This is a genomic window from Bacillus niameyensis, from assembly GCF_001375535.1.
Classification (GTDB): domain Bacteria; phylum Bacillota; class Bacilli; order Bacillales; family Bacillaceae_C; genus Lederbergia; species Lederbergia niameyensis.
Window position 1 is genome coordinate 1,340,744 of sequence record NZ_LN831197.1, and the last position, 20,299, is coordinate 1,361,042.

At 41.1% G+C, this 20,299-nt stretch carries 18 protein-coding genes, 13 tRNA genes, 3 rRNA genes and 1 pseudogene; 2 read left to right on the forward strand and 33 right to left on the reverse strand.

What is annotated here, in order from left to right:
• Positions 1 to 89 precede the first annotated feature (89 nt).
• The 11 genes from BN1243_RS06575 to BN1243_RS21570 all read right to left on the reverse strand — a co-directional run bounded on the left by BN1243_RS06575 (position 90) and on the right by BN1243_RS21570 (position 8,326).
• Positions 90 to 719, reverse strand: a complete 630-nt coding sequence (locus BN1243_RS06575; RefSeq protein WP_062105419.1) for a DUF5028 domain-containing protein — start codon at positions 717 to 719, stop codon at positions 90 to 92.
• Positions 716 to 1,375 carry an ABC transporter ATP-binding protein gene (locus tag BN1243_RS06580; RefSeq protein ID WP_062105420.1) on the reverse strand — a complete coding sequence of 220 codons (660 nt, stop codon included), beginning with the start codon at positions 1,373 to 1,375 and terminating at the stop codon, positions 716 to 718. The genes BN1243_RS06575 and BN1243_RS06580 overlap by 4 nt, the downstream gene beginning before the upstream one ends.
• A 42-nt stretch (positions 1,376 to 1,417) precedes the next feature.
• Positions 1,418 to 2,260, reverse strand: coding sequence for a hypothetical protein (locus BN1243_RS06585; protein ID WP_062105421.1), 843 nt, complete (start codon positions 2,258 to 2,260; stop codon positions 1,418 to 1,420).
• Complete coding sequence (locus tag BN1243_RS06590) at positions 2,247 to 3,110, reverse strand: hypothetical protein (RefSeq protein ID WP_062105422.1); 864 nt, start codon at positions 3,108 to 3,110, stop codon at positions 2,247 to 2,249. Before BN1243_RS06590 ends, BN1243_RS06585 begins: the two co-directional genes overlap by 14 nt.
• A 12-nt stretch (positions 3,111 to 3,122) precedes the next feature.
• Positions 3,123 to 3,836 (reverse strand): DUF5027 family lipoprotein, encoded by a 714-nt coding sequence (locus BN1243_RS06595; protein WP_062105423.1) that lies wholly within the window; start codon positions 3,834 to 3,836, stop codon positions 3,123 to 3,125.
• Positions 3,837 to 3,921: 85 nt separating this feature from the next.
• Complete coding sequence (locus BN1243_RS06600) at positions 3,922 to 4,350, reverse strand: DUF2712 domain-containing protein (protein ID WP_062105424.1); 429 nt, start codon at positions 4,348 to 4,350, stop codon at positions 3,922 to 3,924.
• Between the two features lie 135 nt (positions 4,351 to 4,485).
• Entirely contained in the window at positions 4,486 to 4,986 is a 501-nt protein-coding gene (locus tag BN1243_RS06605; RefSeq protein WP_230200112.1) for a DUF5027 family lipoprotein, read from the reverse strand.
• Between the two features lie 274 nt (positions 4,987 to 5,260).
• Positions 5,261 to 5,704: a hypothetical protein gene (locus BN1243_RS06610; RefSeq protein WP_062105426.1), complete on the reverse strand. Its 444-nt coding sequence runs from the start codon at positions 5,702 to 5,704 to the stop codon at positions 5,261 to 5,263.
• Positions 5,705 to 5,940: 236 nt separating this feature from the next.
• Positions 5,941 to 6,654: a DUF5027 family lipoprotein gene (locus tag BN1243_RS06615; protein WP_062105427.1), complete on the reverse strand. Its 714-nt coding sequence runs from the start codon at positions 6,652 to 6,654 to the stop codon at positions 5,941 to 5,943.
• Positions 6,655 to 6,743: 89 nt separating this feature from the next.
• The gene (locus tag BN1243_RS06620) at positions 6,744 to 7,133 is read right to left on the reverse strand and encodes a hypothetical protein (protein WP_062105428.1); all 390 of its coding nucleotides are present in this window, start codon (positions 7,131 to 7,133) and stop codon (positions 6,744 to 6,746) included.
• A 284-nt stretch (positions 7,134 to 7,417) separates the two neighbouring features.
• Positions 7,418 to 8,326, reverse strand: coding sequence for a C39 family peptidase (locus BN1243_RS21570; protein WP_195892076.1), 909 nt, complete (start codon positions 8,324 to 8,326; stop codon positions 7,418 to 7,420).
• Between the two features lie 683 nt (positions 8,327 to 9,009).
• Here BN1243_RS21570 and BN1243_RS21990 point away from each other — a divergent pair.
• Both BN1243_RS21990 and BN1243_RS06635 read left to right on the forward strand, forming a co-directional pair.
• A complete protein-coding gene (locus BN1243_RS21990) occupies positions 9,010 to 9,156 on the forward strand; it encodes a hypothetical protein (RefSeq protein WP_154669810.1) in 147 nt (48 codons plus the stop codon).
• A gap of 518 nt (positions 9,157 to 9,674) precedes the next feature.
• The gene (locus BN1243_RS06635; RefSeq protein WP_062105431.1) at positions 9,675 to 9,914 is read left to right on the forward strand and encodes a hypothetical protein; all 240 of its coding nucleotides are present in this window, start codon (positions 9,675 to 9,677) and stop codon (positions 9,912 to 9,914) included.
• Positions 9,915 to 10,066: 152 nt separating this feature from the next.
• Here BN1243_RS06635 and BN1243_RS06640 read toward each other — a convergent pair whose 3' ends face one another.
• The 22 genes and pseudogenes from BN1243_RS06640 to BN1243_RS06740 form a co-directional block, all read right to left on the reverse strand.
• Positions 10,067 to 10,522, reverse strand: coding sequence for a GNAT family N-acetyltransferase (locus BN1243_RS06640; protein ID WP_062105432.1), 456 nt, complete (start codon positions 10,520 to 10,522; stop codon positions 10,067 to 10,069).
• A 298-nt stretch (positions 10,523 to 10,820) separates the two neighbouring features.
• Positions 10,821 to 10,931: pseudogene (locus tag BN1243_RS23000) on the reverse strand (hypothetical protein); the annotation flags it as partial.
• Positions 10,932 to 11,560: 629 nt separating this feature from the next.
• Positions 11,561 to 11,893: a type II toxin-antitoxin system RelE/ParE family toxin gene (locus BN1243_RS06645; protein ID WP_062105433.1), complete on the reverse strand. Its 333-nt coding sequence runs from the start codon at positions 11,891 to 11,893 to the stop codon at positions 11,561 to 11,563.
• Positions 11,890 to 12,195 (reverse strand): type II toxin-antitoxin system RelB/DinJ family antitoxin, encoded by a 306-nt coding sequence (locus BN1243_RS06650; protein WP_062105434.1) that lies wholly within the window; start codon positions 12,193 to 12,195, stop codon positions 11,890 to 11,892. The genes BN1243_RS06645 and BN1243_RS06650 overlap by 4 nt, the downstream gene beginning before the upstream one ends.
• Positions 12,196 to 12,417: 222 nt before the next feature.
• The gene (locus BN1243_RS06655; protein ID WP_062105435.1) at positions 12,418 to 12,849 is read right to left on the reverse strand and encodes a hypothetical protein; all 432 of its coding nucleotides are present in this window, start codon (positions 12,847 to 12,849) and stop codon (positions 12,418 to 12,420) included.
• Complete coding sequence (locus BN1243_RS06660; RefSeq protein WP_062105436.1) at positions 12,846 to 13,379, reverse strand: hypothetical protein; 534 nt, start codon at positions 13,377 to 13,379, stop codon at positions 12,846 to 12,848. The genes BN1243_RS06655 and BN1243_RS06660 overlap by 4 nt, the downstream gene beginning before the upstream one ends.
• Positions 13,380 to 13,620: 241 nt before the next feature.
• Positions 13,621 to 13,704: transfer RNA gene (locus BN1243_RS06665), tRNA-Leu, on the reverse strand.
• Between the two features lie 9 nt (positions 13,705 to 13,713).
• Positions 13,714 to 13,787, reverse strand: a tRNA-Cys gene (locus BN1243_RS06670).
• Positions 13,788 to 13,797: 10 nt separating this feature from the next.
• Positions 13,798 to 13,872 (reverse strand) — tRNA-Gly (locus BN1243_RS06675).
• A gap of 3 nt (positions 13,873 to 13,875) precedes the next feature.
• Positions 13,876 to 13,947, reverse strand: a tRNA-Gln gene (locus BN1243_RS06680).
• A gap of 15 nt (positions 13,948 to 13,962) precedes the next feature.
• A tRNA-His gene (locus BN1243_RS06685) sits at positions 13,963 to 14,038 on the reverse strand.
• Positions 14,039 to 14,048: 10 nt separating this feature from the next.
• A tRNA-Trp gene (locus BN1243_RS06690) sits at positions 14,049 to 14,119 on the reverse strand.
• Between the two features lie 5 nt (positions 14,120 to 14,124).
• Positions 14,125 to 14,209 (reverse strand) — tRNA-Tyr (locus tag BN1243_RS06695).
• A gap of 18 nt (positions 14,210 to 14,227) precedes the next feature.
• Positions 14,228 to 14,300 (reverse strand) — tRNA-Phe (locus BN1243_RS06700).
• A gap of 11 nt (positions 14,301 to 14,311) precedes the next feature.
• Positions 14,312 to 14,388: transfer RNA gene (locus tag BN1243_RS06705), tRNA-Asp, on the reverse strand.
• A gap of 5 nt (positions 14,389 to 14,393) precedes the next feature.
• A tRNA-Met gene (locus BN1243_RS06710) sits at positions 14,394 to 14,467 on the reverse strand.
• Between the two features lie 10 nt (positions 14,468 to 14,477).
• Positions 14,478 to 14,549 (reverse strand) — tRNA-Glu (locus BN1243_RS06715).
• A 14-nt stretch (positions 14,550 to 14,563) separates the two neighbouring features.
• Positions 14,564 to 14,654 (reverse strand) — tRNA-Ser (locus BN1243_RS06720).
• Positions 14,655 to 14,659: 5 nt separating this feature from the next.
• Positions 14,660 to 14,734 (reverse strand) — tRNA-Asn (locus tag BN1243_RS06725).
• A gap of 7 nt (positions 14,735 to 14,741) precedes the next feature.
• Positions 14,742 to 14,857, reverse strand: a 5S ribosomal RNA gene (gene rrf / locus BN1243_RS06730).
• 282 nt (positions 14,858 to 15,139) lie between these two features.
• Positions 15,140 to 18,093: ribosomal RNA gene (locus BN1243_RS06735) — 23S ribosomal RNA — on the reverse strand.
• A gap of 437 nt (positions 18,094 to 18,530) precedes the next feature.
• Positions 18,531 to 20,078 (reverse strand): 16S ribosomal RNA (locus BN1243_RS06740).
• The 16S, 23S and 5S rRNA genes sit together here with 13 tRNA genes alongside, the layout of an rRNA operon.
• Positions 20,079 to 20,299 lie beyond the last annotated feature (221 nt).

Genomic DNA, 20,299 nt, shown 5'->3' on the forward strand with positions numbered 1-20,299 from the left:
CTGCATCTAGTATAGCCCTGAAATTGCCTGTGAGCAATTTCAGGGCTTAAATGATTGGATATAAACTCCAAAGGTTATAATCTTTCAAATCACTTAATCAAAATCCTTTTTGCATTCGGATATTTTGAGACGACAAGATATAGATCATCATTCATAATATCTTCCACTTGAATTGGCATACTTTTCGCTGACGGTTGAAAATAAAAAGGCAGATAAAAATCCATCTCAGTTTCCGGACGCAAACGAAAACTCATCATCATATTCACTTCCAAATTTGGTTGAGCCACTTCGTACAATTGGCGACTAATTTGCAATAAGAAATCTGTGCCTGTTAAATGATAATTCAAAAAAGCTATGCCACTATCGTCATATATATCTTCTGTTGGATTCGTATTTTTAACGGTGAGGTGTAACTCATAAACCATTTCCGGGAATAACATATCACCGTCTTCAAATAATGGGGAATCTTCACTTTCCTCATATTGATATTTTGCTAGAAACTCCTCATATGACATAATCTCAGCATTATTAACGGTAACCGTATAGCCATTCATGTCTTCATAATCATCCAGAAAAAAGTCCTCTTCGATCGCTACTTCCTCCCCCATTTTATAAGTATAAACAGGGGCAATGTCGACATCCTTATTCACATACCAAATCCGAACACCCACAATGACAAGGAGAACAATGGATACTATACCAATGAGTATCTTTTTCATGTTCTTTGGCTCCTCGCTGTTGATTTTACCAATGTACCATTTTCTAAATAATGAATATCATCGGCTAATTCGTCTAAGATGTCCGTATCATGGCAGGCAATAATGACGACGGCTCCACGTTCTTTTTCTTGAAGGACAATTTGTTTGACCCGCTCAACGCCATTTGTATCTAATGAATTCGTCGGTTCATCTAAAATAACAATCTCGGGCTGCTCCATGATCGCACCAGCAATACCTAAGCGCTGCTTCATCCCTAAAGAATATTTTTTATATTTCTTTCTGCCGCTATCTGAATCAAGACCAACCTGCGTTAGAACTTCCTTAATTCGTGTATCGTCAATCTCATTACGGATGGAGGCTAGCATTTTTAAATTTTGAAATCCAGAATAAGAGTCTAAAAAAGCAGGATTTTCAAGTAAAATTCCAATGCTTTCTGGAAATGTGAGATCTTTACCAAGGATCTTTCCATCGATTTTGATTGTCCCTTCTGTCGGTAAGATTAAACCGGCAATCAGGCGCATCAGCATTGTTTTTCCTGAACCGTTTACACCGCGTAATCCAGTAACCATTCCAGAGGAAAGCGTCATAGAAACATCATTGATGACCGTAACACCTTTTATTTTTTTTGTTACCCTTTCTATTTGGATCGTTGTCATAATATATACCTCTTTTTCCTAGATTGTTAAATTGCTATTCCATTATTCATCATGCAAAATATCGTAGCGCCGAAAATAGAGACTGCCTACAATAAATGAGACAGAAACTAAAATCAAAAACATGATTATACCGCCACTAGCACTTACACCATTGTCGACAACATGTTCACTACGAATCGGCATCGCATAATTTCCCGGAAGAAACGGTGTAAGAAGATAAGCCGAGGACAACATAATAACAGCCATCACACCAAAGCTGTACAATGGTTTGATGAACAGGACAAGTGTCATCTGTAATAGATTTAAACTGAGTGAAATCAATAACGGGAATAATAGAATAATTAAGACGAGCTTATTAGAGAATGAGTCAAACGGACTTCCTGCATCTAAAAGATCCTGCACAAACCGACTGGTAATATCTAATGTGATCGGCTCTTGCATAATTAAACAAAAAACAACGACAGTTAGAAAGATTACTGCATACATAGCCAAAACATAGCAAACATTCCAAATGCTTTTAGAAATCCACCAGGCAATTCGTCCTTTCGTTCGAACTAAAATATTTAACCCTAAAGACGATAAATCCCGATAAGGGTAGTGAAGCGTGCTGTAAAATATAAAAAGATGAAGGAGAAACCATTTCACCGGAAAGGTAAAGGCTTCCGTCCTTGAAGGGATATACTCTTTCTCGCCCGCAAGAATATAAAATATATAGTCGATAAACGTTCCTGCTGGGGTACTCTCTTCAAAGATATATGTATTACTTTTTCGTAAATAAAAATCAATACAAAAAGCTATGACTAAGAGTACAAGGACGAACAGCTTTACTGCTCCGAGCAGAAACCCATTTTTCAAGTCGTATTTTAATAGTCTAGTAAACCTCACGTTTCACACCTAATTTCATCGTTATTCCGAAGGTCAGCACGAAAAAGAGCAACCCTTGGCCTAATATAATCCATACGTTGGTTGGATTCACTATACTAGTCGAATGTAAAAAGTGAAGCGGTGAAATTTCATAATAAAATTTGTACGTTAAGAACGTGCGGCTATAGTGTAAAATCATTATGAGAAGATACGGAATTAAAATAACGGCGATTCTGTTTTTTATAAAAAAAGTGATGGCCAAACTCATTGTTGCGAATAAACCAGCAAAAATAAAATCTAAAATGAGATAGAGAATAACAAATATGACTGGATGGGTAAAAAACAATTGGGACCATAAGGAACCGTGGAGTACCGGGTAATACAAGATATACTCCGTGGAAGGTGTAATGGCCGGTACAAAGCATGCAACAAGTAAAAAGTTCACTAGAAGCGGTATTAGCACGACTAGACCGCCGGCTGTAAAGGTTGCCAAATATTTTGATAAATAATAGTGACACTTACTGCATCGTGTCACAACTGTCTTTACATAGCCACTTTTATTTTCGATAAAGTAAGACCAGCCATACGGAAGAGCTGCGATAAGCGGAAGTAATGTGAAAAAGAGTGTAAACCCAAGAGAAAAGCCTTCTCCACCGATCCAATGGTTAAAAAGGGAAGAAGCTTCTATCATAGGATTTCCCGTGATCATAAGATTCGGACCCCCGTGATAGAAATAAAAATAAGAATCAATCCTATACCACGCACTTAGCAGCGCAAATAGACTTGCAGTTAATAAGGTGATTAAAAAAAATTTATTTTTAATAGCCTTTTTTAACTCGATTTTTAATAAACGAGTAAATGTGTTATGCATAGTCGCTCTCTCCTAATCAAATTTCAGCTCGAAATATTTGTAGTCCTCTGACCTTCCCCCATTGCCTATGATGTAATACAACGGTTCTTCACCCAACTGATCTGCGGGTACAAACCACCCTATTGTTGCATCGATTTCTTCACCTAATGCTAATGGAAAAAAATAGTAATCATCACCATGATTTTGATCCATAGGCGCATGTTCACTAAAGTAGGAAGCATAAATAACCCATGGTCCATCTGGGTCTTCAATTCCCCCTTTAAATCCCAACGTAGGTTCAATATACAAAATAGGATTATTCCCCTCTGATTCATCCCCTTTATAATCAACATTTTTCACTGTGACATCAACGGCCACTAACCGCATATTTTTTTTAATATCACCGTTGTCTGAAATAAGTGACGCGTCGGAAAAATCATCAGCTTTCAAACCTAGATCATTGATATTATCCGAAACATGGATTTTATTAAGTGTGTACTCAATGGACTCTTTTATATTGGTCTGAAAATGTTTCTCGGTGTATGTAGCAGTATCACCAACAGAGAAAAGGCTTTGCTCATCGCCCTCTGTAGAGTTGTTAGGTATGGTTGCAGTGTTGATATCTACTTCATGCTCTTTATTTAATTTATTTTTGAGAGAGTCCTCGAATTTTTTATAAGAGCAAGCGGATAGAAAGACGGGTAACACGCAGAAAAATAAAATGGAAAATCCTTTTATCTTATTCATGATTCGTTCTCCTTGTAGATGTTTATAATTATAGAGAAGCAGAGTGCAACTAACTCTGCTTCCTGCCCTACTTTATAAACCAATTTCAATTTAGATGTGGAGCATTGCCTACGCTATCAGGACTCCATACCCCCGAAACAGTACCAGATTCGTTATATCTTTCAAATTTTAATCTAGCAAAACTGTCTCCCTTTTCATAAACAAGTTGCTTTACACGCCACTCTCCTGGTCTTGCTAGTGGTGTCACCCCTACAGTCCTATTTACCCAGTTTGTTTTGGAAGTAGAACCTTGAACATCCAGAAAAATAAGGTTACCAGGCGCCTGATTTATCTTAACATACGTAGAAGTAGCATTTTCCTTTGCTCTCGGATTAGTATATGCGTATTTATTGGACAAACTGACGTTATAACTAAACGTCGTATCTACAATATTCCCGGCAAACGTTGAAGGCGGGATGAATGTTAGAATCATGACGGCAGCTAACACAATAGTGCTTATTCCTTTTTTCTGCATTTCTTAACCTCCTCTCCTCTTAATTTTAATTGCTCATGGGCGTTTGTTTGGTAAACTTATTATATAGTAGCACCATTTTGAATTTTGTAGTCACTTTTGTCGTAAACGGTTGTTTTTTGATCGTGAACGTTAAATCTAATCAAATTTCAGCTCGAAATATTGATAGTCTTCTGACCTACCCCCACTGCCTATAATGTAATACAATGGTTCTTTTTCCAACTGATCAGCAGGCACAAACCACCCTACCGTTGCATCAATTTCGTCACCGATCGCTAATGGAAATTTAGAATAGTCCTTACCATGGTTTTGATCCATAGGTGGATGTTCGCTAAAGTAGGAAGCATCAATAGTCCATGGTCCATTCGGGTCTTCAATCCCCTCTTTAAATCCCACTGATGATTCAATAAACAAAATAGGAACATCTCTATCGCCATCATCCCCCAGGTAATTGATGTTTTTCACTGTGACAGCCACAGTCACTAGTCGATGCTCATTATCGATTTTACCGTTATCCGAAATGAGTGACTTATCATAGAAGTCATCTACGTTCAAAGCCAAATCATTTATATTGACTGACAAATCAGCTGAATTAAGTGTATATTTAAGTGTCTGATTACCTAGATATGTATAAGACATGGTATCTCCAACAAAAAAAAGCCTTGTGTCCTCGGTCTCTGAGGAGTTGTTAGGTATGGCTGCGGGGTTTATATATTCTTCCCCCTCCTTATTTAATTTACTTTTGAGAGAATCTTCGAAGTTTTTATAAGAACAAGCGGATAAAAAGATGGGCAGAACGCATATTAATAAAATGGTTGATTTTTTCATCATATTCATAGATTGTTCTCCTTATGGTATATTTTAACTATCTATTAGAAAGAAGCAGAGTAGCACTCTGCTTCTTTTATTTTGTTTAATTTGCATGTGGAGCAGAGCCAACACTGTCAGGACTCCAGTCTCCAGAAACTATACCATCTGTTGCATATCTTTCGAATCTTAATCTAGCGCTTCGCCCACCGTTTTCATAAACAGTTTGCTTTACACGCCACTCTCCCTTTAAAAGTAAGACCTTTCCACCGATTGTCTCATTTACCCAGTAATTTGTACCAGAACCTGATGTTGGGCGAAAGCCTTGAACATCCATATTTATAACGGAACCAGGTGTTTGTTTAACGTGAACATACGTGGAAGTCGTATTTTCCTTTGCACGCGCTTTAGTAGTACCTGACTTGTTAGAAACAGTTACTTGAAAACTGAAGGGCTCATCCTTAATATTTGCAGCAAACGTTGAAGATGGGATGAATGTTAGAATCATGATGGCCGCCAATACAATAGAACTAATTCTTTTTTTCAGCATTTCTTCACCTCCTCTCCTCTTAATTTAATTACTCATGAGCGTTTGTTTCGTTAACCTATTTATATAGTAGCATCATTTTGAATTTTATGGACACTTTTGTCGTAAACGATTGTTTTTTGATCGTGAACGTCAAATTTTTAGCATTTGAAGTATAAAACTAGCTAACATTAGACTTAACTTTCTACATTAGTAGTCAAGATTATGTATGTTGCTTTAATAATCGAATAAATGTTTATTCATGGGAGTTCTCTCTGATCAAATTTCAGTTCAAAATATTGGTAATCCTCCGACCCTCCAGCACTGCCTATAATGTAATACAATGGTTCATCTTCTAACTGATCAGCGGGTACAAACCACCCCACAGTTGCATCGATTTCTTCACCAGTTGCTAATGGAAAATAATAATAATCATCACCATGATTTTGATCCATAGGTGCATGTCCGCTAAAGTAAGACGCATGGATAACCCACGGTCCATTTGGATCTTCAATTCCTTCTTTAAATCCCACTGAAGGTTCAATAGACATAACAGGATTGTCCTCCTCTGGTCCATAACTTTTGTAATCAACATTTTTCACAGTAACATCAACGGTCACTAGATGCATCTTTTTTTTAATATCCCCGTTGTTTGAAATGAGTGACGTATCGGAAAAATCATCAGCTTTCAAACCTAGATCATGGATATTATCGGATACATGAATTTCATTAAGTGTATACTCTACTGTCATATTTTCCACATCTGTAAAAACAATGGTATCTCCAACAATGAAAAGGCTCTGCTCCTCAGCCTCTGAAGAGTTTTTAGGTATGGTTGCGGGATTGATATATTCTTCTTGCTCCTTATTTAATTTACTTTTGAGAGAATCCTCAAATTTTTTATAAGAGCAAGCGGATAGAAAAATGGGTAACACGCAGAAAAATAAAATGGCTAATCCTTTTATCTTATTCATAGATCGTTCTCCTTGTGGAATTGTTTTAATAACAATAGAAAGAAGCAGAGTGACAATCTCTCCGCTTCTGTATCTTGTAAAGTTTTTTGTTAGTTTACATGTGGTGCAGAGCCAACACTGTCAGGACTCCATCTTCCTGAAACTATACCGTCATTTCCGTATTTTTCAAATCTTAATCTGGCACTCCGCCCACCGTTTTCATAACCAGTTTGTTTTACACGCCACTCTCCCTTCAAAAGCATCACTGTTCCGCCTAATGTCTCATTTACCCAGTAATTTGTTCCAGAACCTGATGTTGGTCGAAAGCCTTGAACATCCATATTAATAACGGAACCAGGCGTTTGTGTTACCTCAACGTACGTAGAAGTTGTATTTTCCTTTGCACGCGCTTTAGTAGTACCTGACTTGTTAGAAACAGTTACATGAAAACTGAAAGGCTCATCCTTAATATTTGCAGCAAACGTTGAAGACGGGATCAATGTTAGAATCAGGATGGCCGCTAATAATGCTTATTCTTTTTCTCAGCATTTCCTAACCCCCTCTCCTCTTTATTTAATTGCTCATGAGCTCTTGTTTTAGTTAACCTAAAAATATAGTAGCATCATTTTGAATTTTGTGGGCACTGTTATCGTAAACGATCGTTTTTTGATCGTGAACGTTAGATTTTATTGTATTTAGAATGAAATATCTCTTTTTTGAATGGGGTTTTGTGTTCATGTATGCAACGTCTTTTCCTTTAAAAGTTCCACAATTGTCCTTTTTATCAACTCTTTTTCCCAGTCCCAATGACTAGTGATTTCATCCCCATAAGATTATATAAATACTCGAATCTCTCTTTAGGTATTTTATAATTTTTTTCTCCATAATCTTCGGGATCGTTTACGTACACGTATCGTTGGTCATACCCTGTCAAAACGACATTGTGAAGGGGAGTTGGGGCATAAACATATTTACCTTCGTCTGTTTGCCAAAATCTCTCATCTGGCATTTCATATTCATTTGTGATCCAGACGAGCACTGGCCTGCCTTGCGCAATAAAATATTCCAAGGTTTCAAGATTGGCTCCAGTTGAATCCAGACTTGGTAAGAATTCATTCGCTTGCTGTTTTAGTTTATTCGGAAAAATCGTATACCCAAGAGAAAATGGATCCCCTACATAGCCATTTAATGGATTTCCCCAAATATTTATGGACCCATCATCATTTCTAATCAATTGCGTATCGTCATAATTATGTTCTAGTGCAATCGTTTCTTTTGTGACAGCGATTCCATAATAATTTAAAGACATGGCGAGCGAAGTGGCTTCACATCCGGAAGGTAGACTTGGTCGTTGTTTCATATAAGGAATATCTAAGATCATCTTTTCTGGTTTATCCCTATCATCCACATTAATCGTCAAAGGTTTTACTAAGAACATCGCATTTGCGTAGGCTGTATTTCCATCGTATTCAATTGGATAATAGCCATTTATTGGTTCTCCCACTACATCAATTTGGTCCTCAATATCGAGTAACCCTATAATCTCATGCTCGTGACTTGGCCCCGTCCGAATATTTAATGTTGTTCTAGTTACAACATAGGTGTTCTTTCCATGGGAATCTGAAGAATCATTTCGAATATGATCGGAAAGATGTTCATTTGCATGGTTAGACGTAGCTGCACTTATAGCCACTGTATCCCCCTTTATATTTTGTAAAGATAGGATAAGAACGAAGATAATAAAGAGGCCGCAAAAAATAAGCGATAGGCAATAGGTTTGTTTTTTATTGAGCGCAGAAAACATCTATGAAGCCTCCTTTGAAGATACTCACAAAACATTCTACTATTTTACTTAATTTATATTTTTTAAGGTTGAATTTAAATAAATTGTTTTCTAATAAAGATATAGTAGCACTTTTTCCAAGAATAAGTATGCTTTTGTCGTAAACGACTGTTTTTTGATCGTGAACGTAATTTGTTTGGAGGAGTATTAAACTAGCAAATTAATTTTTATACAATAAAAAAAGGTATGTCCTTCAGTACTATGAAAGATTCAGTACTGAGTACAACCCTAAAGGCGTATAGCTCATTCTCTTACTCATTCACTTGGCAAATTATAAGAGAGCAACATGTTTGGGATGAATTTATTCGTATATTTCTTGTGCCCCAGCTTCAGACGAAAAACTATACCCTTTTCAAACCATTTTTTATCTCGGTTGTTTACGCTTCATTTGAAAATCAATCATTATTCAAAATGATTACTTGAGATACAGTGGGGTGATAAGAATTAGCATATTTTCGCAAAATTAGCTAACACTATAGTGGAATATGAACAGAGTTTACATTAGACCTAATTTAACTGTAGAGGTGAGGATCATGACAAAAAAACAAAACAATAAGCAACCAGCTAACTCAGAATCCGGAACAAAATATCATCAAGAACATGCAAAGCGAGTCCCCGATTACGGTGGAAATATTGTGGATCCGAATGCTAGTGGAAATATACAAAATGGTAAAAAGTAATCTCCAGTAATTGGGAAAAGGTCAATAATTCGTTTTGTGAATTATGGCCTTTTTCCTTTATTCGTTAGCCTAACAGAGATCCCTAATTTGTAATCCCCACGCAGTTGATCTTATTTATTAGAGTTACTTTAGTTCTAAGAAATATCGTTCCCTTTATAAGTGTATAATGTTCAACTTTTCTAAAAATCTCTTCATTGACAGTAATGTTTTCAATTTTGCAGGAATCTATAAGAATTAAGGATCCATTTGACTTTGTTTTCAAGCCTATAAACTCGTTAGGTGTTGACGTTAGCACAAAATAAGGATAGGGCGAAATTTCCCACCTTGTCCTTCTCGAAATGGATATTCTAAATTATAAATATCCCCAGCATTCATTTAATCTTCTAATCCTCCATCCAAAACTTGTAATCTGGATGGTTCGAATCTATTTTCGCAACACCGTCTTTGCAAACAATCGGAGTTTTACCCTGAACGAGCTTTTCAATTAACTCATTTTAACAATTGGGGGAGGGCTTTGAATGGAAGCAATAATACCGATTGAAGAACGTACAGTGGTTTCAAATCAGAGCAAAACAAGAATGTATAAGGTGGACTTTGGAAAAGTCCATTGGGGAAGAAATGGTGAAACAGAATATGCAGTATATATACGTGTCGTTCTATTAAAGAACGGACAAATGCGGTATAAGAATTATGCTGCATACATCCTTGTAACGCCTGGAAAAGACGGTAAAAGTGATTTAGACAACGTGTTGGAGTAAATCATCTAAAGTCGCCAACCTAATTTTAATTATAAAACTCATCTCCTTTACATTAAATTGCTCGTTCTAATCACCCTCGTTCATTGAGAGCTAAGAAGGCGCTATTTATTGTAGAACCACACTTCTTAGCATAATGAGCTATTATATAAATTTCACATAAGATTATCAGGAGCTAAAACTTTTTTTGTAAAACAATATGATAACTTATCAAAACCTTTAGACTCATAAAAATCATGTGATTGTGTTCGTTGAAATCCACTATTTAATATAAGGTAGGTAAGTCCCCTCTCAAGCGCAAAGTTTTCAACATATTTAAGAAGTTTAGTTCCTATTCCTTTATTTTGAAAACTTTCTTTTACAGCGAAACCATTAATTTTCAAATATCCTATTTCGTATTCCAACGCCATTGTCTGTACGACCGTGATACAACCTACTACCTTGCTTTCAAACAACGCGACATACGTTTTGTAATTTTCATCTTTATTCATTCTTTCAAATCGTCCTGAAATATTTGCAGCATTAACTGTATGACTTCCTAACTCATTATTCCATAGAAGCAATACTTCGGCATAATCGTTTTCACATATTTCACGAATAACAATATCCATATGCAACCTCCCAATCAACTTTATTATATTATTAGTTTCATTAAGTTTGACTCATACGGAAACAACGATCTACTAATTAATCTAGAAAGTAGATTGCCTCATTCTTCCTATAGAAGCTCTTATATACGAGCATTCCCCGTCCTTGAACAACATACCCTTAAATTTTATTAACCTATAATAGGACGTGTTTTTTGTGATAATAAATCGTTGACTAGCATTCTATGTTCGGTAAATATATTGTTGGGTAATTCATCAAGTGAAAAAAACTTATTGTGCAGTGACTCTTCATTACTTTTAACTAATTCACCTTTATATTTCCTACAAATGATGAAACTTGATCCCCGTTAGGGAATGTTTTATCATATTGGGGACCAGAATAAATCCCAAATAATTCTAGTTGTTCTATTCTAAGTCCTGTCTCTTCATAAACTTCTCTCTTGGCCGTATCCTGTACGCTTTCATCTAGCTCCTTGAACTACTCGCCACTAAAGTAACAAGATTCCTGCGAACACCAGTGCATCCACCAGTTATCTTAGCAGGCTAACTCCGTAGTCCCTACGGTTCTCCGAAGCAAAACGTTTCTGCATCGTTCTATTGATTACGCCTACTCGCTTGGTTTTCGCATCTTCAGCAACAATAGAGATGGTCATGCTTACACATTTTACGCTACCAAGCCTTTCTGGTAGCAACCCTATTTGTGTAGTTTTCAAAGAACGTTTTGATAAGGAAATTTCACCACAGGAACACACGTTTGTAAAGTAGTAAAGCAATTCATCCCATTTCTAAAGAACGGGGTGTTCTTGACTAAATTCATAAAATTATTTATTTCCTTGTAGTTGGGGTAGAAATGGCGGTCAAAGTACTGATTTAATCGTGTTTCCAAGTTTGTATACGTTAAATTGGCGTAAAAAAGTAATTACCCTTCGGATTATCATCATCTTGTAGGGTAATTACTTTTTGCTTTTTGACCTAACTGTCACGGGTTTAGAATACCCTGCTTTGCTGCTTTTTCATTCAATCTCACGAATCTGACAATCACTATAAATCATGATTAGTCTTTTTCAGTTGTTCATCTATATTTCTTCTCCCATACATAACACGGATAACAGTAACTGTTTTATCCTTATCATTCGGGATATAGAATACAATAAAATGATCAACAGGCATCTGGCAAAGTCCTCTGGAGTGCCAGGGCTCTTTTTCAAACAATCGAAATCGCTGAGGCATTTCATCTAGACTCAGGATGGCATTTTCTATTCTCATTAATTGCCCGGCTGCTATGTCAGGTTCAAGAAGGGTAAATGCAATATACTCATATATTCCCCGCAAATCCAAATCTGCTTGCTCCGTTAGTAATAATTTATACTTCATATATTGTAATTTTTACGGATACCCGAAAAAGCATTCTCAATGGACTTTGTGTTTCCCTTTACAAAATCAGCATATCCTTTTTCCAACTCAATATTTAATTCATTTTCCGTTAAATCATAGGCTCCTACTGGCTTCCTCGCTGGAAGTTTAACATCGAAAGGGATTCCTCCTTGCATAACAACCTGTTTCAAAAATATATTCACCGCATTTGAGACTGGAATACCCAATTGCCCTAAGATTTCTTCCGCCTGTTCTTTGAGTCCCGGTTCAAGCCTTATCGTAAGATTAGATGTTTTTGCCACTATAAAACACTCCCTTCACGTGATATTGTATGCTATTGTATGAGCAATAGCAATACATTATCTCACCCGTATATTTAAGAACACTTGAAAACACTTTTGCTGCCTAATGGTATTTAAAATGCGGTTCATGATATTTATTTCTTCATTACAAATCCTTTACTACTTGCACCTTTTCGAGTATGACTGTTAATTTTCATTTAGAAATATATTCGTTAAAAATTTTTATAACTTCGAATTCCAATATTCTACAAAAGCTTGGTAACCCTTCTCAGTTATGAAATATGGAATCAACTGCTCTCTCCTTAATTTATATGAATAAATGGAGGGGTTACCCAACCGAAATGCTTTTTCCATTCTGTGATTGCCGTCTATGATAGAAAATATTCCAGGACTTATTTCAGCTTGTACTATAATACTATCTATATTAACTGTAGATAAATGGTCTTCATTTAAAGATGAATGATGTCCATGCCACTTAAACCATTCATTAATATCTATGTATTCTTTATCAACAACTAGTTTCCCAGAATGAATGTCTTCCAATATTCTGGATATATTAAAGTGAAATACTCCATTTCGAAATATTTCATCGTTTTCTTTAACAGGGCAGGGTTCATATAATTTCTTTACATGCATCATTCTTGATTGACTCATAAATTCTCCCTCCTTCCAACTATTAAAAACTCCTTCAAATGATGAATCGATGATATTACTTCAAGATACTGTCTGCGTTTCTTTGAAATTTCTACATACTCATCGTAAATCAATTCTTCATAATCAAAACTTTGGTTGCTATCCATTGTATCGTAGTATTTTTTGTATAAAACGTCCATTACGACTTCACTCTTTTGTAGTTTTTCTGACGCTAGGAATTTTTGCTCCATATCTCCCCGATACACATAGATTTCTGAGCTAAGGTCATCCCCGATAATATATCGTGAATTTTGATATTCAAATAAAAAGAAACTTTCATTCTCCAAACAAACGATCATACAGTTTCTTATAGCCTTTGATAGAAGGTGAAAATATCGATCATAATCGGAATTTGACTTAGTATTTATTACTATACCTGCTTTTTTACACTCTTTACAAAGATGTTCACGGTGACCTCTACCACTAAATTTTTCATTAGGCAGAAAGTACCCACACCCATTGCAGAAATGGCCTCGTTTCTTACTTCTCACTCATAAAACTCCCCATTAATAGTTATTCAAACCTTACCTACTTAATATTTTATCACCTTCGTAAAACCCTTGCGCTATTAAGCATTACTAATTTTGCTTGTGTAAAATTTGTGTAAAATGATTTTAAAACCCACCTTTTTTATCCTTTTTCATACACAACAAAAAACACTCATAAACGTTGATTTAACAACATTTATAAGTGTTCTATCGTTTCTTAATTTAACTTGTTTTCACTTAAAGATACCGGTGGTCGGGGTCGAACCGACACGTCCTCGCGGACACGGGATTTTGAGTCCCGCGCGTCTGCCAATTCCGCCACACCGGCACAGTTCAATGGAGGCGGCAACCGGATTCGAACCGGTGGTAAGGGTGTTGCAGACCCGTGCCTTACCACTTGGCTATGCCGCCTAGCATTCTATGGAGCGGAAGACGGGATTCGAACCCGCGACCCCCACCTTGGCAAGGTGGTGTTCTACCACTGAACTACTTCCGCATACTGGGCTAGCTGGATTCGAACCAACGAATGACGGAGTCAAAGTCCGTTGCCTTACCGCTTGGCTATAGCCCAATAAACAAATTAATATGGGGCGACTAGTGGGAATCGAACCCACGAGTGTCGGAGCCACAATCCGATGCGTTAACCACTTCGCCATAGCCGCCACAATTTTACAGGGGTAGTAGGAATCGAACCCACATCAAAGGTTTTGGAGACCTTCGTTTTACCATTAAACTATACCCCTAAATATGGTGGTGGGGGACGGATTCGAACCGCCGAACCCGGAGGGAGCGGATTTACAGTCCGCCGCGTTTAGCCACTTCGCTACCCCACCAAAAAACTTTATTAAAGGTGGCTCAGGACGGAATCGAACCGCCGACACAAGGATTTTCAGTCCTTTGCTCTACCGACTGAGCTACTGAGCCACTATGTATAATGGCGGTCCGGACGGGACTCGAACCCGCGACCTCCTGCGTGACAGGCAGGCATTCTAACCAACTGAACTACCGGACCATTAATTGCGGGGATAGGATTTGAACCTATGACCTTCGGGTTATGAGCCCGACGAGCTACCAGACTGCTCCACCCCGCGATAATAAAAGTGACCCCTACGGGATTCGAACCCGTGTTACCGCCGTGAAAGGGCGGTGTCTTAACCGCTTGACCAAGGGGCCATTATGTATATGAATGGCGGAGAGCAAGGGATTTGAACCCTTGATACGCGGTTAGCGTATACACGATTTCCAATCGTGCTCCTTCGGCCACTCGGACAGCTCTCCAATAATGGCTCCGCAGGTAGGATTCGAACCTACGACCGATCGGTTAACAGCCGATAGCTCTACCACTGAGCTACTGCGGAATATTCTGCCTGGCAACGTCCTGCTCTCACAAGGGGAAGCCCCTTACTACCATCGGCGCTGAAGAGCTTAACTGCCGTGTTCGAGATGGGAACGGGTGTGACCTCTTCGCTATCGTCACCAGACATTTATGTGATACCCAATTAGGAATCGACATATCTTATTATATACATTTTTATGTATATTTCAAGAGGAATTTTTCATTCTCTCAAAACCAGATAAAAGAGAAGTTTCAACCGAAAACATTTTTCCTAATCCAGCTCCAGCGCCTATCGGCTAGTAAATATCTACGCTTCTTCCTACGATAAGTCAACATCGATTTGTCCTGTTGGACTTTATCGTGTTTCCTTTATCTCGTCAGAAGCTAGGATATTTATACGCCGATGTACAGGCGCTTCGCTTTTTGTTTGATTAAGCCCTTGACCGATTAGTATCCGTCAGCTCCATGTGTCGCCACACTTCCACCTCGGACCTATCAACCTGATCATCTTTCAGGGGTCTTATGGTATAAACCAAGGGAAATCTCATCTTGAGGGGGGCTTCATGCTTAGATGCTTTCAGCACTTATCCCTTCCGCACATAGCTACCCAGCTATGCCTCTGGCGAGACAACTGGTACACCAGCGGTGCGTCCATCCCGGTCCTCTCGTACTAAGGACAGCTCCTCTCAAATTTCCTGCGCCCGCGACGGATAGGGACCGAACTGTCTCACGACGTTCTGAACCCAGCTCGCGTACCGCTTTAATGGGCGAACAGCCCAACCCTTGGGACCGACTACAGCCCCAGGATGCGATGAGCCGACATCGAGGTGCCAAACCTCCCCGTCGATGTGAACTCTTGGGGGAGATAAGCCTGTTATCCCCGGGGTAGCTTTTATCCGTTGAGCGATGGCCCTTCCATGCGGAACCACCGGATCACTAAGCCCGACTTTCGTCCCTGCTCGACTTGTAGGTCTCGCAGTCAAGCTCCCTTGTGCCTTTACACTCTGCGAATGATTTCCAACCATTCTGAGGGAACCTTTGGGCGCCTCCGTTACTCTTTAGGAGGCGACCGCCCCAGTCAAACTGCCTGCCTGACACTGTCTCCCACCCGGATCACGGGTGCGGGTTAGAATGTCAGTACAGCAAGGGTAGTATCCCACCGATGCCTCCACAGAAGCTGGCGCTCCTGCTTCGACGGCTCCTACCTATCCTGTACAAGCTGCACCAACATTCCATATCAGGCTGCAGTAAAGCTCCACGGGGTCTTTCCGTCCTGTCGCGGGTAACCTGCATCTTCACAGGTACTATAATTTCACCGAGTCTCTCGTTGAGACAGTGCCCAGATCGTTGCGCCTTTCGTGCGGGTCGGAACTTACCCGACAAGGAATTTCGCTACCTTAGGACCGTTATAGTTACGGCCGCCGTTTACTGGGGCTTCAATTCGTACCTTCGGCTTGCGCCTAAGCACTCCTCTTAACCTTCCAGCACCGGGCAGGCGTCAGCCCCTATACTTCGCCTTGCGGCTTCGCAGAGACCTGTGTTTTTGCTAAACAGTCGCCTGGGCCTATTCACTGCGGCTCTCTCGGGCTTTCACCCAAAAGAGCACCCCTTCTCCCGAAGTTACGGGGTCATTTTGCCGAGTTCCTTAACGAGAGTTCTCTCGATCACCTTAGGATTCTCTCCTCGCCTACCTGTGTCGGTTTGCGGTACGGGCACCTCCCGCCTCGCTAGAGGCTTTTCTTGGCAGTGTGGAATCAGGAACTTCGGTACTATATTTCCCTCGCCATCACCGCTCCGCTTTAAAGAGAAGGATTTGCCTCCTCTTCAGCCTAACGGCTTGGACGCGCATATCCAGCAGCGCGCTTACCCTATCCTCCTGCGTCCCCCCATTACTCAAACGGCGGGGAGGTGGTACAGGAATATCGACCTGTTATCCATCGCCTACGCTTTTCAGCCTCGGCTTAGGTCCCGACTAACCCTGAGCGGACGAGCCTTCCTCAGGAAACCTTAGGCATTCGGTGGAAGGGATTCTCACCCTTCTTTCGCTACTCATACCGGCATTCTCACTTCCAAGCGCTCCACCAGTCCTTCCGGTCTGGCTTCACAGCCCTTGGAACGCTCTCCTACCACTGACACCTACGGTGTCAATCCGCAGCTTCGGTGATCCGTTTAGCCCCGATACATTTTCGGCGCAGAGTCACTCGACCAGTGAGCTATTACGCACTCTTTAAATGGTGGCTGCTTCTAAGCCAACATCCTGGTTGTCTAAGCAACTCCACATCCTTTTCCACTTAACGGATACTTGGGGACCTTAGCTGGCGGTCTGGGCTGTTTCCCTCTCGACTACGGATCTTATCACTCGCAGTCTGACTCCTGAGAATCAAGTCTTTGGCATTCGGAGTTTGTCTGAATTCGGTAACCCGATGAGGGCCCCTCGTCCAAACAGTGCTCTACCTCCAAGACTCTTTCTCAAGGCTAGCCCTAAAGCTATTTCGGAGAGAACCAGCTATCTCCAGGTTCGATTGGAATTTCACCGCTACCCACACCTCATCCCCGCACTTTTCAACGTACGTGGGTTCGGGCCTCCAGTAAGTGTTACCTTACCTTCACCCTGGACATGGGTAGATCACCTGGTTTCGGGTCTACGACCTCATACTATATGCGCCCTATTCAGACTCGCTTTCGCTGCGGCTCCGTCTCTTCAACTTAACCTTGCATGAAATCGTAACTCGCCGGTTCATTCTACAAAAGGCACGCCATCACACAGCGTTTTCCCATAGGGAAATACGCATCCATGCTTTGACTATTTGTAGGCACACGGTTTCAGGATCTATTTCACTCCCCTTCCGGGGTGCTTTTCACCTTTCCCTCACGGTACTGGTTCACTATCGGTCACTAGGGAGTATTTAGCCTTGGGAGATGGTCCTCCCAGCTTCCGACGGGATTTCACGTGTCCCGCCGTACTCAGGATCCACTCAGGAGGGGATGACATTTCGACTACAGGGCTGTTACCTTCTGTGGCCGGCCTTTCCAGACCGCTTCGTCTACATCATCCTTTTGTAACTCCGTATAGAGTGTCCTACAACCCCAAGAGGCAAGCCTCTTGGTTTGGGCTTTTCCCGTTTCGCTCGCCGCTACTCGGGGAATCGATTTTTCTTTCTCTTCCTCCGGGTACTGAGATGTTTCAGTTCCCCGGGTCTGCCTTCCATTTCCTATGTATTCAGAAATGGATTCTGCCCCATTACGAGCAGAGGGTTTCCCCATTCGGAAATCTCCGGATCGAAGCTTACTTACAGCTCCCCGAAGCATTTCGGTGTTAGTCCCGTCCTTCATCGGCTCCTAGTGCCAAGGCATCCACCGTGCGCCCTTACTAACTTAATCGTTCGTGCAATGATAAGCTTCGAATCTCTGCGTCAGCTTCATTCATTCGCATCCTCACGTATTATATACGCTCCGGCGCTCACTCATTTGCTTCCTTGATCTTCTCGCTTCTCCTTGCTCGACCTTAATAAGGTCTTACTAGTTTTCTTACGGAATTCTCCGTAAGGTGAATGTTTCTCGGTTTATATCTTCTCATTTTATCTGGTTTTCAAAGAACAAACTTTTGAGAGTTTGAACTCTCAAAACTGAACGAAACGAAACGTCTTTTTTACGATGTCTAGCTCTGGCGCCTATCGACTAGCAAATATCTACGCTTCTTCCTACGATAAGTCAACATCGATTCGCCTAATGGCTCATCGTGTTTCCTTTATCTCGTCAGAATCTATGATATTTGTACGTCGATGGACAGGCGCCTCCGCTTTTCGTTTATTCCTTAGAAAGGAGGTGATCCAGCCGCACCTTCCGATACGGCTACCTTGTTACGACTTCACCCCAATCATCTGTCCCACCTTCGGCGGCTGGCTCCAAAAGGTTACCCCACCGACTTCGGGTGTTACAAACTCTCGTGGTGTGACGGGCGGTGTGTACAAGGCCCGGGAACGTATTCACCGCGGCATGCTGATCCGCGATTACTAGCGATTCCGGCTTCATGTAGGCGAGTTGCAGCCTACAATCCGAACTGAGAATGGTTTTAAGGGATTGGCTAAACCTCGCGGTCTCGCAACCCTCTGTACCATCCATTGTAGCACGTGTGTAGCCCAGGTCATAAGGGGCATGATGATTTGACGTCATCCCCACCTTCCTCCGGTTTGTCACCGGCAGTCAAATTAGAGTGCCCAACTAAATGCTGGCAACTAATTTCAAGGGTTGCGCTCGTTGCGGGACTTAACCCAACATCTCACGACACGAGCTGACGACAACCATGCACCACCTGTCACCGCTGTCCCCGAAGGGAAAGGCCTGTCTCCAGACCGGTCAGCGGGATGTCAAGACCTGGTAAGGTTCTTCGCGTTGCTTCGAATTAAACCACATGCTCCACCGCTTGTGCGGGCCCCCGTCAATTCCTTTGAGTTTCAGCCTTGCGGCCGTACTCCCCAGGCGGAGTGCTTAATGCGTTTGCTGCAGCACTAAAGGGCGGAAACCCTCTAACACTTAGCACTCATCGTTTACGGCGTGGACTACCAGGGTATCTAATCCTGTTCGCTCCCCACGCTTTCGCGCCTCAGCGTCAGTTACAGACCAAAGAGCCGCCTTCGCCACTGGTGTTCCTCCACATCTCTACGCATTTCACCGCTACACGTGGAATTCCGCTCTTCTCTTCTGCACTCAAGTCCCCCAGTTTCCAATGACCGCTCACGGTTGAGCCGCGAGATTTCACATCAGACTTAAGAGACCGCCTGCGCGCGCTTTACGCCCAATAATTCCGGACAACGCTTGCCACCTACGTATTACCGCGGCTGCTGGCACGTAGTTAGCCGTGGCTTTCTGGTCAGGTACCGTCAAGGTACCGTCAGTTAAACGGTACTTGTTCTTCCCTGATAACAGAGTTTTACGATCCGAAAACCTTCTTCACTCACGCGGCGTTGCTCCGTCAGACTTTCGTCCATTGCGGAAGATTCCCTACTGCTGCCTCCCGTAGGAGTCTGGGCCGTGTCTCAGTCCCAGTGTGGCCGATCACCCTCTCAGGTCGGCTACGCATCGTCGCCTTGGTGAGCCGTTACCTCACCAACTAGCTAATGCGCCGCGGGCCCATCTGTAAGTGACAGCATAACCGTCTTTCAACCTTTCTCCATGTGAAGAAAGAAATTATCCGGTATTAGCTCGCGTTTCCGCGAGTTATCCCAGTCTTACAGGCAGGTTGCCCACGTGTTACTCACCCGTCCGCCGCTAACTTCAGGGAGCAAGCTCCCATCCATTCGCTCGACTTGCATGTATTAGGCACGCCGCCAGCGTTCGTCCTGAGCCAGGATCAAACTCTCATTTAAAGTTTGTTTAGCTCATATAAAGCTGGCGATGATCAAATGATCATCTATTTATTATTGACGTTCGTTTCGTTCAGTTTTCAAAGATCAAACTTTCTTGCTTCTTAACAGCGACTTTATTATCATACAACTTTCAGTCTGGAAAGTCAAGAAGTTTTTTATCTTTTTTTTCGACCGCCGAACTTAACGTCAGCAGCGACGTTTATTACTATAACAAGTTTATT